A 14,273-nucleotide genomic window follows, 5' to 3' on the forward strand; every position below is an offset into this window, starting at 1 on the left:
AACTCGTTCCCTGGTATAGCCTGGGAACGCAGATATAGAGGCTCTGTCTCGACTTTAGATCGCCAAAATCGGAGGGATTATGAAACGAAACGATTTGCTAAATGATATTTTGCCTAGAAATTTTCAAGACACCGTTGAGTTAGGACAAATGCTGTGGCAGCGCCACCCAATCCCGGTACAGCTATTTCTAGTAATGTGCTTTAACTTAATAATTGCACCCGCTGTTTATGCCGCTGCGGATGAAGGTTTAACCAAAAAAGCTGCATGGGGTTTAAGCCTTTTGGGTTTAGTAATCATCGGACTCGCAGTTTATTTGTTTACTGTAATTTTCCAACCGGAAAAATTTTAGGTATAGCGTTTAATGCGCGCCGACTCTTAGAAACCGGGTTGTTTACCGAATCTGTGCGCTCAAACGAAATATTTCGCAAAAACCCGATCTCTGGGCCTCCTGTGTCCTTCTTCCTTCTTACTTCTTCCTGATGACATTGGACGGAAAGCTCCGGGGGACAGCACTAATGACTACCCTTCCACTTCGGGAGCGGGCAAAATGACTAATGACTAATGACTAATGACTAATGACTTCTTCCTTCTTCCTTCTTCCTTCTTCCGACGGACTTACATCCGTTACATCCGTTACATCCGTTACATCCGTTACATAATCCGTTGCCGAACTTCCTTCATTGAGGTAATTTATGAGAGAGATAATCAGAGCGATTCGCGTGACCTTAGTTTTGTGGGGAATCACCGCAATTATTTATCCCTTAATCGTGCTAGTAATCGGTCAAGTCGCCTTCAACTCGCAGGCGAATGGCAGCTTAATTACTAAGCAGGGAGTTGTAGTCGGTTCATCGTTAATCGGTCAATCATTCACCTCGGAAAAGTATTTTTGGAGCCGCCCCAGTACCACAAATTACAGCAGCTTTGCAGTTACTGATTTCGACCCGACCAAGGCAGATAATTTAGCTCAAAGAACTGGCGTTTCGGGAGCTAGCAACCTTGCTCCCAGTAACTCTGATTTGCTGCGTCGAGGCAATAAAAAAGATGGTTTTCAAGGGGTGCAAGTTGAATTTTCCCGCCTCAGCCAAGCTGGCATCAAACCTGCGGCGGATTTAGTTTACACCTCCGGTTCTAGCCTCGATCCGCACATTAGCGTAGAATCAGCTAGGGCGCAAATTGAGCGGATTGCAAAAGTGCGATCGCTCAATCTCAATCAAGTAGAAATCTTGGTATCCAAAAATACAGAAAGCCGATTCTTAGGCATTTTTGGAGAACCGGGAGTTAACGTCCTCAAACTCAATTTAGCTCTCGATAGTTTATAATAATTTAGAGTCAGTAGTCAGTAGTTATTAGTCATTAGTCAGTAGTCATTAGTCATTAGGGAATTGTTAGCTGTTGACTGTTAACTGTTGACTGTTGACTGTTGACTGTTAACTACTGCCAACTGCCAACTGTCAACTGCCAACTGCCAACTGCCAACTTATCTATTAAGCTATGATTCACTCTAGCGAACTCACCAACAATTCAGACGCGGTTTATGCCCAACCCAACCGTACTTGCGATCGCACCCGCCGGGGAAAACACAAAATATTTATCGGCATGGCCCCCGGTGTCGGCAAAACTTTCCGAATGCTGGAAGAAGGGCATAGACTCAAATTAGAAGGCATTGACGTAGTTGTCGGACTGTTAGAAACCCACGGGCGAAAAGAAACCGCCGAAAAAGGAAAAGGATTAGAAATAGTGCCGCGAAAACAAATGCTGCGCGGCGAAAAAATGCTAGCCGAAATGGATGTGGAAGCTGTCATATTGCGCCGCCCCCAATTAGCATTAATTGACGAACTAGCCCATACAAATATTCCCGGTTCTCAGCGAGAAAAACGATATCAAGATGTCGAAGAAGTTCTGAATGCTGGAATTGATGTTTTCTCCACCCTCAACATTCAGCACATCGAAAGCCTCAACGATTTAGTAGCGCGAATTACCGGAGTTGTAGTCAGAGAAAGAATTCCCGATCGCATTCTAGAAGAAGCTGACGAAGTAGTGGTTATTGATGTCACGCCGGAAACTTTAGAGACACGGTTGCGAGAAGGCAAAATTTATGCACCCGAAAAAATTGAACAATCTTTAAAAAACTTTTTCCAGCGCCGTCATTTAATTGCTTTGCGAGAACTCGCCCTGCGAGAAGTTGCAGACAACGTTGAAGAGGACGCAGCAACTTTAAAAGGTCAATATTGCAACATTCACGAACGAGTTTTAGTATGCGTCTCGACTTATCCCAATTCCTTGCAACTGCTGCGGCGGGGCGGGAGGATTGCTAACTACATGAATGCTCCCTTTTATGCTTTGTTTGTTAACGATCCAGACAAATTTTTAACAAAAGCAGAAAGCTTGCACGTTGAAACTTGTGAGAAACTCTGTCAGGAATTTAACGGACAATTTTTGCGAGTCAACGGTAATAAAATAGCCAAAGCAATTTCCGATGTAGCTAAAGAGTATCGCATTACTCAAATTGTGATCGGTGAAAGCCAGCAATCGCGGTGGAAATTGCTGCTGCGGGGTTCTTTGACTCAACAGTTAGTGCGATCGCTCAAACACGTAGATTTGCACATCATTGCTACCGAAAAAAGTCATTAGTCAGTTGGCAGTTGTTAGTTGGCAGTTGTTAGTCATTGGTTACAAATAACAGATAACAGATAACAGATAACAAATAAATAAATAAATAAATATAACTTTCGGAGGATAACAGACTCTAGCGGTTGGTAGATGCGTCAAAAGCTTTTAAATGCCAAAATCGCACTTGTTAAACCTGATTAAAAGTGCGATCCCTATGGTGGATGATTACATTCTTGACTTGCTAGTTATTGGCATCCTCCTGCTTACCGTTACCTTGGGTTCGGGATGGATTTCCCGATTGCCTGTATCTTATGCCTTAATTTATCTAATTGTCGGTATCGGATTGGGGCCCTACGGCGTCAAGCTGATTGACTTGCGTCCCGAAGCTCAATTTTTAGAAAGACTTGCAGAATTTGTAGTTATTGTTTCTCTATTCAGTTGCGGCTTAAAAATGAATCGCCCGCTGCAACTTTGGGCTTGGAATTCCACAGCGCGGCTGATAGGTTTTTTAATGCCAATTTCTATTTTTGCGGTTGCGGCTGTCGGTCATTGGTTTGTGAAATTAGATTGGGGGGCGGCAATTTTATTGGGAGCAATTCTCGCTCCCACCGATCCTGTTTTAGCCTCAGAAGTTCAGTTAGCAAATATAGACGATCGCGATGAATTGCGCTTTGGCTTAACATCCGAAGGCGGTTTGAACGATGCTTTAGCTTTTCCCTTTGTTTATTTCGGCATTCATGCACTAAAAGATAACAATTGGCCGAACTGGTTTTCGCAGTGGGTGGCAGTTGACTTGATTTGGGCGATTGGCGCAGCTATCGTTATGGGAATTTTAGTAGCTAAAGCCGTCACCTGGATCGATCGCCAACTCCAACACTATCGACAGGCAGATCAATTAATGGAAGATTTCATTGCTCTCAGCACAATTCTGATCGCATATTCCCTCACAGAAGTAGTCAACGGCTACGGATTTCTCGCAGTTTTTGTAGCAGGAATTGTGGTGCAGCGGAGTTACCGCAACCCAGAAAAACCGCTTTCCCAACTGCACTTTACCGAGCGCATTGAAAAGTTAATGGAAGTAGGAACTATTTTACTCTTAGGTTCGCTCCTGCGCCTAGAACCTATGCTCGCTTATGGAGGCTACTCGCTCTTAGTAGCTGGATTGTTAATCTTTTTTATCCGGCCTGTGGGAGCTTGGATCAGTACGATCGGCAGTCCTTTACATCCAGCCAGCCGCTTGCTGTGCGGTTGGTTTGGCATTCGCGGGGTCGGTTCTATCTATTATCTTACCTATGCTTTAGGTCACGGTTTGAAAGGAGAAACAGGCGAGAAAATTGCCTGGATTACCTTTTCAACCATCGTACTTTCTGTGATTCTGCACGGCATTAGTTCCACCCCGTTAATGAACTGGTACGAGCGGCGAATTAAACCAAAAGTACCGGATTTAATTTAATTCAGTAAGGTGCGTGACTTTAATAGTCTTGGATGCAACTGTCACACAACAATCGACTTGTAGGGTGCGTCAGGCGAAGTTCTCTAACGGCGATCGGGAATTTCGGGAGCTGACGCACCTTACTGTATAATCTAAAATCGACTTGTAGGGTGCGTCAGGCGAAGTTCTCTAACGACACCGAAAGAAAAAAAGATTATAATTTTTTCGATAACTCTAATAGACCTCTTGCAAAAGTCTTTTTAATCAAATTTTGGGACGGGCTAGAAGCCCATCCCACAAGCAAAAAGATTTTTGTGGGACGTTGCTCTGAGCAGCATCCTAACTATTTTTGCAAGAAGTCTAATATAAACGTTCGCGGAATCACACATGGATCGATTTGAATTTCAGCTAGCAATGCTGCAACAAGGAGCAGAGGAACTAGAGACAAAAATAGCTAATTTCACAACAATTATGATGCAATTAAAAACTACTGCAATTACCATTTGGGTAGCGTTAGTTGGTTGGGTTTTTACAAGCAAAATAGATGCGTTGGTTCCCCTAGGATACGTTATAATTTTTGGTTTCTGGTTTTTAGAAGCTACCTACTGGAAGGTGCAATTGTATTACATACAAAGAGTCCATGCAATTACCCAATTCTTGAATGATGAAAGCGCCTTAGATGAAAGTTTTAATACTCGCTCAATTCCGGAAGGTCTTGTTCACCCGCTCGGTTCATTAAAAACAATTAAAATGCCTTCTTTAGGTCGAGCTATCTGCGCTCCATCAATCTCTATTTTTTATACCTTTTTGTTTGTTGTTAATTCGATCGTTTTGTTAATAACTCTTAAAACAGCCCTCTAACTGGGTAAGATCCCAATGTGCGAGCGACCGGACAATATCTTCCATCCCAACTAACTAAAAGTGTAAATTGGAGGTTCAATTTGCTTGCTACTCCAAAAAACGGTTGCTTTCTGTATCGTTTGGGTTAAGAGTTCGGCTGTTCTCTCCTCAATACTCTGTGGGTTATTTTCAAATAACCAGAACTGTTCGCGATTGACTTCTACTACGACAGCAACCTCTTATATTCAGGACTTAAACAACTGGCATACTCAAATCAAGCTGTAGGGTGCCTCAGGTGAATTTCTAGAATGATTATTGAGGGTTTAAAAATCTGAGGCACCTTACTAAGTGTGACTATTTCCAATTTTAAAAGGACACGGAACTGCCGTGTCCTTACCCAGATCGGCTGCTAAACTGGTTTCACCCCAACTAACAAAGCGAGTTCCCGCCACTTCCAATAACAATCTACATCTGTAAAACCAATTTCTCTAAACCAGCGCAATTGCGTTTCCATATCGAGCAATTTATTAGACGGATCGTCGGGGGAATCGCTAATACCAAGCGCCTCTCGAAACTTCTCGTGCAAAGCCTTTGTTGGGGACGCTACGTGCTCCAAATTGCAAAAAATGCCTCCGGGTTCCAAAAGCTCAAAAATCTCGGTGTAGAGGGCTAATTTGCGATCGTTATTTACGTGATGAATCGCAAAACTAGAAACGATCGCATCAAACGTGCCCAAATCCGGCAGCGATTCGTCAAAATTGTGCTCGATTACCGTGACATTCTGGTCATCAGCAAAACGAATTCTGGCTTTTTCCAGCATTGTCGGCGAAAAGTCGATCGCCACACACTCAACATTCGGGCGATCGCACTTCAGCAAACCCAACAACCGTCCATCACCCGTGCCCACATCCAGAATCCGGCGCACAGTTGGCGGCACTTCCTCCAACAAAACCGCTTCACCTTCAGTGCGGTGAGGAATGCCATCAGCTTTAGCAAGATACCACAAAGCGTGTTCCGCCGAAGTCCAAAGATTGACTTGACTCATAATTTTTTAACCCTCATAAATCTCGCCATTTTTGCGAGTAAAAATCCAACTATTACCGTCAGCTTTAGCAATTAAATCATCATCGGGATAATTTGCTGAATCTCCCGGAGTGCGATCGCCAACTTCCAGATAAACAACAACAGCATTCGTGCGGTTAACCAAACGATGCCCATCAGCATCACCCGCCCGAAAACCCGCCGCCATACCCGGTTGCAGCACTTCCTCACCCGCATTAGAAATCAGAGTAATCTCCCCTTCCAGAACATACACTAACTCATCTTGACGAGAGTGCCAATGTCTCAGAGCAGAACAACTTCCCGGCGCAAGTCTCACCAAATTTACCCCAAAATTCTGCAATCCGGCAGCATCGCCCAAGCGTTTTTTCACCCTTCCCGCCACCGCAGATTGAAATTGCAGGGGATATTTAGAGCCTGTAATATCCGGCACATTTTCAGGATTCACAATCATAAAAATACTCCTTTCAGTATTTGTGACATCTCTTTCTTTTCTTGCTTCGCGTACTTCGCGTCTTCGCGGTTAATTATTCCAAAAATTTCAAAAAAGTAGTAGAATTTTCCCGAATTAGCCCGCACCAAACAATTACCCCAATCCGTTAAAATCGGCAGCCAAGGCTTACCCGGAAAATCATCAATCATAATTTGCTCGGCATGATTTCCCGTCACCGCTTGCAGGCTTTCTCCCCTGCGAAAAGTAGTCACCACAGGCCACAGAAAAACCTTGTTTTTGTTTCTTTCAAACAAATCAGCAGGCGCATCAACGCCATCTACAGAAACCGATCGAAATCCCTGAGCCATAAAGCTAAATTAGCCCCCAATCCTCAAACCAAAACCACAGCCAGAGAGACAATTCTAATTTCTGCTTTCATCGATCGCAAAAAGTCCTTAAATCCAGGCTCATCACAATTTTATACCCGCTGGCAGTCGCTCGTCACCCTAACATTCCACCTCCGACAGTTTCCGCAACCCATTAAGAATATGTTATATAATATTTAGATTCATTAAGAAATATTGCAAAAATGCTTCTTTCACCCTCTGGCGCCAGCAAACTCAAAGAATCTTTAAAACAAAAAGTATTCTTTGGGAATGAGCCAACCCCCGAACTCATAGCCATCTTACTGATTTACTTCGTCCAAGGCATTCTCGGACTAGCTCGCTTAGCCGTCAGCTTCTTCCTGAAAGACGATCTTGGCATGACTCCGGCCGAAGTATCAGCAATGATGGGTGTTGTCGCCCTACCTTGGATTATCAAACCCTTGTTCGGCTTCATGTCGGACGGTTTGCCCATATTCGGCTACCGCAGACGACCTTACATCGTCCTCTCCGGGCTCTTGGGCACGTCAGCATGGGTGAGCCTCGCAACAATTGTACACACGCCACTGGCCGCCACAGGGGCGATCGCCCTGAGTTCCCTCTCCCTCGCCGTCAGCGACGTCATCGCCGACTCCCTCATAGTCGAAAGAGCTAGAAAAGAATCCGTCGCCGACGCAGGTTCCCTGCAATCCCTATCCTGGGGCGCATCAGCCCTCGGCGGACTAATCACCGCCTACCTCAGCGGCTACCTGATGCAACACTTGGGAACCCAAACCATATTTTTAATCACCGCATCTTTCCCGCTAATCGTATCAGCAACAGCTTGGTTAATTCACGAAGAAAAAATCAACAAACAATCCGACTTTGACACAGTAAAAAACCAATTCAAACAACTGCGGCAAGCTGTCACCCAAAAAACAATTTGGTTGCCCACCGCCTTTCTTTTCCTGTGGCAAGCCACCCCAAGTTCAGACTCCGCCTTCTTCTTCTTCACCACCAACGAATTAGGCTTTCAACCAGAATTTCTCGGCCGAGTGCGCCTCGTCACCAGCATTGCTTCCCTCCTCGGTATTTGGCTGTTTCAGCGATACCTCAAAGCAATTCCATTTAGAGTAATTTTCGGCTGGTCAACAGTAATTGCAACAGCCTTGGGTATGACTACATTATTATTAGTAACTCATGCCAACCGAGCATTAGGAATAGACGACCAGTGGTTCAGCATCGGAGACAGCCTGATCCTGACAGTAATCGGACAAATTGCCTATATGCCAGTGCTAGTTCTCTCGGCGCGATTGTGTCCTCCCGGTGTCGAAGCTACATTATTTGCCGTGTTAATGTCAGTCACCAACTTAGCCGGACTTATTTCCCACGAAGGCGGTGCACTTTTGACCCACTTACTCGGAATTACCGATCGCAATTTCGACAACCTCTGGCTGCTAATAGTCATCACCAACCTGTCCACACTGCTACCCCTGCCATTCCTAAGTTGGCTTCCCGCAGAAAATGCAGAAATCAGCGACGAAAACGAGCAACAATCACTCCCCCTACTAGAAGCAGAACTAGGAGGCGCAAAACAAGGCGGACAGAACTTCATACCCGAATATTTTCCCGACTTAGTACCGACAGTCAGGTCAGAAAAACGCACCGCAGATAGCTAAAGAAGTCATTAGTCATTAGTGATTAGTCATTAGTGATTAGGAAGAATTCAAAATTTGGGATTTCTTCAATTTTGACTAATGACCAATGCCTTTGTGTCCCTTTCCTATTGTCCCACTCTCCCACTCTCCCACTTTCAGCCTCTCTGCGCCCTCTGCGCTCTCTGCGGTTAAATCAATAAAAGCTTATTCTACCCATGCAAAACTTACAAAATTCCCAACCCCAAACACCCGCCCAAAAACCATCATACACGCGCACAGACTGGCAGCGCGGCTACGAATCCCAACCCAGCGAATCCGACTACTGGATTGACGACATCGAAGGCGAAATCCCAGAAGGCTTGCAAGGCACATTCTTTCGCAACGGGCCCGGTTTGCTAGATGTCAACGGCCAGCGCATCCATCACCCCTTCGACGGCGACGGGATGGTTTGTGCGATCGCAATTTCCGACGGCCACGCCCACTTCCGCAACAGATTCGTCCGCACCGAAGGCTATCTCGCCGAACAAAAAGCCGGAAAAATCCTGCACCGAGGCGTTTTCGGCACACAGAAACCCGGAGGCTGGCCAGCCAACATCTTTGACGTCAAAATCAAAAACATAGCCAACACCAACATCATTTATTGGGGCGACAAACTGCTAGCACTCTGGGAAGCAGCACAGCCCTACAGACTCGACCCCCGCAGCCTAGAAACACTCGGATTAGACACCCTAGACGGCATCTTAGAACCCGGTGAAGCCTTCGCCGCCCACCCCAGAATTGAAAAAGGCAAAAATGGAGCCGGAGACAGATTAGTCAACTTTTCCGTCAAGCCCGGTTTGTCAAGTACAATCACCATTTACGAACTCGACACAAGCGGCAAACTTTTACAAAAACACGCCCACGCAATCCCCGGTTTTGCCTTCCTGCACGACATGGTAATTACCCCGAATTACTGCCTATTCTTCCAAAATCCCGTCAGCTTCAATCCCCTACCATTCTTGTTAGGAATGCGGAGTGCATCCCAGTGCATTCAATTTTCGCCCAACCGCCCGACGCAAGCAATTTTAATTCCCCGCAACGGCACCGACGAGGTAAAAGTATTAGAAACCGAACCTTGTTTTGTCTTCCACCACTGCAACGCCTGGGAAGAAAACGGCGAAGTTTTTGTTGATTCTGTTTGCTACGACTCATTCCCAACCGTCGAGGCGGACGGCGATTTTCGCGAGATTGATTTTGACAGCATTCCACCGGGGGAATTGTGGCGGTTTAAGTTAAATTTGAATGAAAAAACTGTCAACCATCAAGTAATTGAAACTCGGTGCTGCGAGTTTCCGACATTGCATCCCAACAACGTCGGACAGCCTTACCGATATCTTTATATTGGCGCTGCGGATGCTCCGACAGGAAATGCTCCTTTGCAAGCTATTCTTAAAATCGATTTCCAGACAGGAGAACAGCAAATTTGGAGTGCTGCGCCGCGCGGTTTTGCGGGGGAACCTGTTTTTGTTCCCCGTCCCGACGCTATGGCGGAGGATGACGGCTGGCTGCTAGTTTTGATGTATGATGCAGCTAATCATCGATCGACCTTAGCGATTCTAGATGCTAGCGACATCACCAAAGGGCCCCTAGCGCGCCTGCATTTAAAACAGCACATTCCCTACGGTTTGCACGGAAGTTTTACACCAAATGTACTGCTTCCTATCGATTCGTAGTAACTGTTAGCGATGCAAGAGGGACTCAAATTGCGATGAAAAAGGTTTGATCGTTCAAAATGCGAGTCCGCATCCATAACTAGGACTCGCATTCCGAACTATTAAACCTTTGTGGTAAAGGGTTGGCTGTAGAAATGCTCAAAAAAATTTAAATGATCAAATATCCATAATTAATGCAAATTGTAAACAGAAATCATCTCAAAAAACTACTCGTTTTAATTTGCAGCACAGTCATATTCTTGGCAATTATTTTATCTATTTACTCTCACAATGCTAATGCCCAAGAGCCTTACAAATCATCTCCAGAAATCCCTGTAACACCAAAAGGCTTGGTTGAAGTCAAAATGACAGTAATTGGAGTAGATCCAGTTAAAAACCAATTAGAAACTCGCTTGCAATTTGAACTCAAAGGTATTTATAAAAAAGGGCCAACTTACCCTGCTCAAGATTTGTTAATGACCGTTAACGGTGCGAATGTAGAAGATTCAGAAATTACCTTTAAAGAAGGTAAACCGATGATTGTGCCTGCATTAAAGTTTAATTTGATCGAGGGAAAAATTAACAATTATCCCTTTGACACGCACATTGCTAAAGTAGCAATTTCCCTCGATCCGCTGGCTTCGATAGGTAAAAAATTTGCTCCTTTTCAAGTAAATCCAGTACCGCTGAAATTTAAATTTAATGCTGATGTTCCCGGCTTCGACATTAGTTATAACCCGCTGGAAGAAAATTCATCTATCTTTATTTACATCGATGTTTCTGCAACTCGATCGCTTCCAGTGAAATTCTTTGCCTTGGTGATTATTGTGATCATGTGGGTGCTGTCAATTATGGCGCTGTTGTTAGCACTAAAAGTGATGAAATCTGGCAAATTGCCGGAAGTGGGGATGCTGAGCTGGACTGGTGTAATGCTGTTTGCTTTTCCGGCAATTCGCAACGCTCAGCCGGGGGTGCCGCCAGTGGGAACTGCTAGCGATTTCCTGTCGTTTTTTTGGACTGAAATTATTGTTGTGGTGGCGTTGGTGATTATTGGTAGCTGTTGGTTGAAGCGGTATCATCCGCCGGTTGAATGATAGCGGGAATTGTTAGCTGTTAGCTGTTGACTGTTGACTGTTGACTGTTAACTGTTGACGGTTGACTGTTAAGTTAAGAGGGCGGGCACGCACCATCCACCGCCCCTACTGACTACTGACTACTGACTACTGACTACTAACTACTGACTACTGACTACTGATTACTGACCACTGACTACTGACTACTGACTACTGACTAATTTTTTACCTGCAAATTCTCAATATCCTGGGCGGGTACGCCTAAGCCGCGCAAGATAGTAAAAGCAATAATTCTATATCCCGATGGATTTGGGTGAACTCCATCGGCTGCTAACAAATTCAGAGTTTTTCCCGCGTGTTTTTGATAGGTGCTGATTACTTCCCGAAAAGGTGCATTTAAATCGATAAATAAGCACTGATTTTGTTTGGCGATTTCTCGCATTGCTACTACGTATTCTTGCAATCTGCGATTTTCCGGGCCGTCCAAAATTTCGCGGATGGGAGTAGGAGAAAGCAGGGCGACTCGAATTCCGGCGGTTTTTGCTGCCTGCACCATTTGGGTTATTTTGTCTATGTATTCTGCTAGCGATACTCCTGCGGCTAGGTTGCCTTGGGGATGAAACTGAAGCTTTTGGAAGTCGAAGAAGGCGTGCCAAACGTCGTTGACTCCGGCGTTAATGGTGATTAAATCTGGCTGTTTGTCGAGCGCATCTTTCTGAAAACGCGCCTGCATATCACTCGCCTTGTTACCGGAGATGCCGGCGTTGACGACTTCGATTTTGCTGTCGGGATAAAGGGCATTCAGATAGCGTTGCAGCAGCCAAACGTAACCTCCGGGATATTTGCCTGCTTCGGTGATGCTGTCGCCTACTGTGACAATTCTGCCCTTGCCGGCGAGGAGGTTTTGGATTTCTGGTGGCGGGGTTGCTTGGGATAGGGATTCTGTAAACACGGGAAGTAAGGAGTGAGGAATGTTAAAGATGATAACGGCAGCAATTACGGCGAGGGCTAGTTTGATTAATGATTGCTGTTTCGGGGGTTTGGGACGGGGCGATATCGCTTTTGCAGACATTCTGTAGTTTTTGACTAAAAGTTTAACTTTTGAGCTTGGCAACTATAGCCGAAGAAAAAACCAAGAAGCAATAAAATCAATGGTTTCAGCGATTTCAAATGCCCTAATCACCTAGTATAATATAGTGAAATGTGGCAGGGAGACCGATCGTGATGTTAGTGGCTTTTGTCAGTCGGTGCATGGGTGAAGCTGTTTGATTCAGGATCGGGTTTTGGTAGAGAACAAGTTTCTCTGAATTTAGAACGAGATCGAGTTTATGTCGATCGCATTTTGGAATTTATCAACAAAGGCGATAATTATTTGCCTAATTTGGAACGGGTTATTAAAGGTATTGCTAATATCTTGGGGAATTATTAAGGAGGTTAGATGATGACTTTTCAAGAAATTATTGAGTCTATTGAAAGATTGACAATAGAAGATCAGGAGCGTTTATTTGAGTTAATCCGCAAGCGACGGATTGAAAATCGGCGGGCTGAAATTTTGGCTAATGCTCAGGAGGTGATGCAGGCATTTAAGAATGGGACCGCAAAGAGAGGAAGCGTTGATGATTTGATCGCAGATTTACTAGGAGATGATGATGGAAGTTGTCTGGAGTAGTGGATTTAATCGGTCTTTTAGGAAGATTACAAAGAAAAATCCACAATTAAAGGATCAAATTGCTAAGGTTTTAAGGCTGTTGACAGATGATCCATTTATGCCATCTTTGAAGTCTCACAAGTTAGGAGGGGATTTAGCCGGGTTATGGTCTTGTTCTGTTGCTTACGATTGCAGAATAATTTTTAAATTTTCTGAAGATGAGGAATTATTAGAAATGGTTATTCTATTGGTGGATATTGGAAGCCATGATGACGTTTATTAATGTAGCTGCGCCTTGACGCTATGCCCTACGGCTCCAAGCCCCTTGATTTGGATTATGATAGAAACAAGACTTACGCATTTCAAAGTAATTCTTTTTGGCCCATGAGTTCCGATTTAGTTCCCTTGCTTCCGAAAGTATCGATCGGCCGTCGCGCTGCTGCTTTCTGCATCGACGCAATTGCCGTTTGGCTGCCCAGTTTGCTTCTGGGCGCAAATCCGATCGTCCAAACCATCTTTTTTTTCCTGCTGTGGATGATTTTGCGCGTACCCATTGTCAGGAAAAACCACGGTCAAAGTCTTGGGCGCTGGGCGTTGGACATGAAAATTATCGATGTTAGACTCGAACGGATTCCCGGAGTGCAGAAACTTTGCAAGCGCGAGGGATTGCTGGGCATTTGCGCCGCCCTAGCCTTTGCGGGTGTAGGCGGGCTCACATCTACCAACGCCGCCGTCTTGCTGCTGATTCTGCCGCTGGCGATCGACTGTAGCACTGCCTTCATCGACACCGCCCGGTTTCCCCAAGCTTTTCACGATCGACTCAGCCAGACGATCGTCATCGGCACCAAGCGCGGCTACTCCCTAGACATCAAAGTTAGAAGATTACTTGACCAAGTGCAGACCAGTGTGAGACGATAATAAATTGTGTTTAAATTAGTCGAAATTTATTTAGAATTATGGCTAAAGGTGTCCGGATCATAATTACTCTAGAGTGTACTGAGTGCCGAACAAACGTGAGCAAACGCTCCAAAGGCGTGTCTCGGTACACCACGACCAAGAACCGTCGCAACACGACGGCGCGGCTGGAACTCAAAAAGTTCTGCCCCCATTGCAACAAGCACACTGCCCACAAAGAGATTAAGTAGTCAGCCGTCAGTTGCGATCGGTCAGTTGTCAGTTGCGATCAAGTCAACAGTCAACAGCCAACAGTCAACAGTCAACAGTTAACAGTAAACAAACAAAGAACCATGACTTACTTTCGCCGGCGCGTTTCGCCAATCAAACCAGGAGACCCGATCGACTACAAAGATGTCGAGTTGCTCAAAAAATACGTCACAGAACGCGGTAAAATACTGCCCCGCCGGATTACCGGTTTGACAGCAAAACAGCAGCGAGATTTGACCAGAAGCATCAAAAGAGCAAGAATTGTAGCTTTGATGCCCTTCGTAAATCAAGAAGGCTAATTCG

General features: G+C 45.1%; 19 protein-coding genes. 14 read left to right on the plus strand and 5 right to left on the minus strand.

The window, feature by feature from the left end; translation table 11 throughout:
* The first annotated feature begins 79 nt into the window (after positions 1-79).
* Complete coding sequence (gene kdpF / locus QUA01_RS06845; RefSeq protein WP_333088195.1) at positions 80-349, plus strand: K(+)-transporting ATPase subunit F; 270 nt, start codon at positions 80-82, stop codon at positions 347-349.
* A 216-nt stretch (positions 350-565) separates the two neighbouring features.
* Here kdpF and QUA01_RS06850 read toward each other — a convergent pair whose 3' ends face one another.
* On the minus strand, positions 566-745 hold the full coding sequence (locus tag QUA01_RS06850; protein ID WP_333088425.1) for a hypothetical protein: 180 nt from the start codon (positions 743-745) through the stop codon (positions 566-568).
* Here QUA01_RS06850 and kdpC point away from each other — a divergent pair.
* The 4 genes from kdpC (at position 720) to QUA01_RS06870 (ending at position 4,903) form a co-directional block, all read left to right on the plus strand.
* A complete protein-coding gene (kdpC, locus tag QUA01_RS06855) occupies positions 720-1,319 on the plus strand; it encodes a K(+)-transporting ATPase subunit C (RefSeq protein ID WP_442921525.1) in 600 nt (199 codons plus the stop codon). The two genes, QUA01_RS06850 and kdpC, sit on opposite strands and share 26 nt — an antisense overlap.
* A gap of 172 nt (positions 1,320-1,491) precedes the next feature.
* Positions 1,492-2,631 carry a universal stress protein gene (locus QUA01_RS06860; RefSeq protein ID WP_333088197.1) on the plus strand — a complete coding sequence of 380 codons (1,140 nt, stop codon included), beginning with the start codon at positions 1,492-1,494 and terminating at the stop codon, positions 2,629-2,631.
* A 148-nt stretch (positions 2,632-2,779) separates the two neighbouring features.
* A complete protein-coding gene (locus QUA01_RS06865; protein WP_333088198.1) occupies positions 2,780-4,063 on the plus strand; it encodes a cation:proton antiporter in 1,284 nt (427 codons plus the stop codon).
* Between the two features lie 366 nt (positions 4,064-4,429).
* Positions 4,430-4,903 (plus strand): hypothetical protein, encoded by a 474-nt coding sequence (locus QUA01_RS06870; protein ID WP_333088200.1) that lies wholly within the window; start codon positions 4,430-4,432, stop codon positions 4,901-4,903.
* A gap of 388 nt (positions 4,904-5,291) precedes the next feature.
* On the opposite strand, the gene QUA01_RS06875 is transcribed toward QUA01_RS06870, so the two are convergent.
* The 3 genes from QUA01_RS06875 to QUA01_RS06885 are packed head-to-tail and all read right to left on the minus strand — an operon-like array spanning position 5,292 to position 6,742.
* Positions 5,292-5,927 (minus strand): class I SAM-dependent methyltransferase, encoded by a 636-nt coding sequence (locus QUA01_RS06875; RefSeq protein ID WP_333088202.1) that lies wholly within the window; start codon positions 5,925-5,927, stop codon positions 5,292-5,294.
* A 6-nt stretch (positions 5,928-5,933) separates the two neighbouring features.
* A complete protein-coding gene (locus QUA01_RS06880) occupies positions 5,934-6,395 on the minus strand; it encodes a cupin domain-containing protein (protein WP_333088203.1) in 462 nt (153 codons plus the stop codon).
* Positions 6,392-6,742, minus strand: a complete 351-nt coding sequence (locus QUA01_RS06885; protein WP_333088204.1) for a hypothetical protein — start codon at positions 6,740-6,742, stop codon at positions 6,392-6,394. Before QUA01_RS06885 ends, QUA01_RS06880 begins: the two co-directional genes overlap by 4 nt.
* 221 nt (positions 6,743-6,963) lie before the next feature.
* Here QUA01_RS06885 and QUA01_RS06890 point away from each other — a divergent pair, with 221 nt between their 5' ends.
* The 3 genes from QUA01_RS06890 to QUA01_RS06900 all read left to right on the plus strand — a co-directional run bounded on the left by QUA01_RS06890 (position 6,964) and on the right by QUA01_RS06900 (position 11,179).
* Complete coding sequence (locus tag QUA01_RS06890) at positions 6,964-8,415, plus strand: folate/biopterin family MFS transporter (protein ID WP_333088207.1); 1,452 nt, start codon at positions 6,964-6,966, stop codon at positions 8,413-8,415.
* Positions 8,416-8,609: 194 nt separating this feature from the next.
* Positions 8,610-10,106 (plus strand): carotenoid oxygenase family protein, encoded by a 1,497-nt coding sequence (locus QUA01_RS06895; RefSeq protein WP_333088209.1) that lies wholly within the window; start codon positions 8,610-8,612, stop codon positions 10,104-10,106.
* 173 nt (positions 10,107-10,279) lie between these two features.
* The gene (locus QUA01_RS06900) at positions 10,280-11,179 is read left to right on the plus strand and encodes a DUF4436 family protein (RefSeq protein ID WP_333088210.1); all 900 of its coding nucleotides are present in this window, start codon (positions 10,280-10,282) and stop codon (positions 11,177-11,179) included.
* A 196-nt stretch (positions 11,180-11,375) separates the two neighbouring features.
* On the opposite strand, the gene QUA01_RS06905 is transcribed toward QUA01_RS06900, so the two are convergent.
* Positions 11,376-12,230: an SGNH/GDSL hydrolase family protein gene (locus QUA01_RS06905; RefSeq protein ID WP_333088212.1), complete on the minus strand. Its 855-nt coding sequence runs from the start codon at positions 12,228-12,230 to the stop codon at positions 11,376-11,378.
* Positions 12,231-12,395: 165 nt separating this feature from the next.
* On the opposite strand from QUA01_RS06905, the gene QUA01_RS06910 reads away from it, so the two are divergent.
* The 6 genes from QUA01_RS06910 (at position 12,396) to rpsR (ending at position 14,269) form a co-directional block, all read left to right on the plus strand.
* The gene (locus tag QUA01_RS06910; protein ID WP_333088213.1) at positions 12,396-12,587 is read left to right on the plus strand and encodes a hypothetical protein; all 192 of its coding nucleotides are present in this window, start codon (positions 12,396-12,398) and stop codon (positions 12,585-12,587) included.
* A gap of 9 nt (positions 12,588-12,596) precedes the next feature.
* Positions 12,597-12,827, plus strand: coding sequence for a hypothetical protein (locus QUA01_RS06915; RefSeq protein WP_194066079.1), 231 nt, complete (start codon positions 12,597-12,599; stop codon positions 12,825-12,827).
* The gene (locus QUA01_RS06920; RefSeq protein ID WP_333088214.1) at positions 12,802-13,089 is read left to right on the plus strand and encodes a type II toxin-antitoxin system RelE/ParE family toxin; all 288 of its coding nucleotides are present in this window, start codon (positions 12,802-12,804) and stop codon (positions 13,087-13,089) included. Before QUA01_RS06915 ends, QUA01_RS06920 begins: the two co-directional genes overlap by 26 nt.
* A gap of 101 nt (positions 13,090-13,190) precedes the next feature.
* Positions 13,191-13,724 carry an RDD family protein gene (locus QUA01_RS06925; protein WP_333088216.1) on the plus strand — a complete coding sequence of 178 codons (534 nt, stop codon included), beginning with the start codon at positions 13,191-13,193 and terminating at the stop codon, positions 13,722-13,724.
* A gap of 38 nt (positions 13,725-13,762) precedes the next feature.
* The gene (rpmG, locus tag QUA01_RS06930; protein WP_333088218.1) at positions 13,763-13,951 is read left to right on the plus strand and encodes a 50S ribosomal protein L33; all 189 of its coding nucleotides are present in this window, start codon (positions 13,763-13,765) and stop codon (positions 13,949-13,951) included.
* 102 nt (positions 13,952-14,053) lie between these two features.
* Positions 14,054-14,269 (plus strand): 30S ribosomal protein S18, encoded by a 216-nt coding sequence (gene rpsR / locus QUA01_RS06935; protein WP_194010705.1) that lies wholly within the window; start codon positions 14,054-14,056, stop codon positions 14,267-14,269.
* Positions 14,270-14,273 lie beyond the last annotated feature (4 nt).

Source organism: Microcoleus sp. S36a_B3 (assembly GCF_036700745.1).
Taxonomy (GTDB): domain Bacteria; phylum Cyanobacteriota; class Cyanobacteriia; order Cyanobacteriales; family Microcoleaceae; genus Microcoleus.

Coding starts and splice junctions, on each gene's coding strand:
- kdpF (WP_333088195.1), top strand. CDS start 80: ATGAAACGAAACGATTTGCTAAATGATATTTTGCCTAGAAATTTTCAA.
- QUA01_RS06860 (WP_333088197.1), top strand. CDS start 1,492: ATGATTCACTCTAGCGAACTCACCAACAATTCAGACGCGGTTTATGCC.
- QUA01_RS06865 (WP_333088198.1), top strand. CDS start 2,780: ATGCCAAAATCGCACTTGTTAAACCTGATTAAAAGTGCGATCCCTATG.
- QUA01_RS06870 (WP_333088200.1), top strand. CDS start 4,430: ATGGATCGATTTGAATTTCAGCTAGCAATGCTGCAACAAGGAGCAGAG.
- QUA01_RS06875 (WP_333088202.1), bottom strand. CDS start 5,927: ATGAGTCAAGTCAATCTTTGGACTTCGGCGGAACACGCTTTGTGGTAT.
- QUA01_RS06880 (WP_333088203.1), bottom strand. CDS start 6,395: ATGATTGTGAATCCTGAAAATGTGCCGGATATTACAGGCTCTAAATAT.
- QUA01_RS06885 (WP_333088204.1), bottom strand. CDS start 6,742: ATGGCTCAGGGATTTCGATCGGTTTCTGTAGATGGCGTTGATGCGCCT.
- QUA01_RS06890 (WP_333088207.1), top strand. CDS start 6,964: ATGCTTCTTTCACCCTCTGGCGCCAGCAAACTCAAAGAATCTTTAAAA.
- QUA01_RS06895 (WP_333088209.1), top strand. CDS start 8,610: ATGCAAAACTTACAAAATTCCCAACCCCAAACACCCGCCCAAAAACCA.
- QUA01_RS06900 (WP_333088210.1), top strand. CDS start 10,280: ATGCAAATTGTAAACAGAAATCATCTCAAAAAACTACTCGTTTTAATT.
- QUA01_RS06905 (WP_333088212.1), bottom strand. CDS start 12,230: ATGTCTGCAAAAGCGATATCGCCCCGTCCCAAACCCCCGAAACAGCAA.
- QUA01_RS06915 (WP_194066079.1), top strand. CDS start 12,597: ATGATGACTTTTCAAGAAATTATTGAGTCTATTGAAAGATTGACAATA.
- QUA01_RS06920 (WP_333088214.1), top strand. CDS start 12,802: ATGATGATGGAAGTTGTCTGGAGTAGTGGATTTAATCGGTCTTTTAGG.
- QUA01_RS06925 (WP_333088216.1), top strand. CDS start 13,191: ATGAGTTCCGATTTAGTTCCCTTGCTTCCGAAAGTATCGATCGGCCGT.
- rpmG (WP_333088218.1), top strand. CDS start 13,763: ATGGCTAAAGGTGTCCGGATCATAATTACTCTAGAGTGTACTGAGTGC.
- rpsR (WP_194010705.1), top strand. CDS start 14,054: ATGACTTACTTTCGCCGGCGCGTTTCGCCAATCAAACCAGGAGACCCG.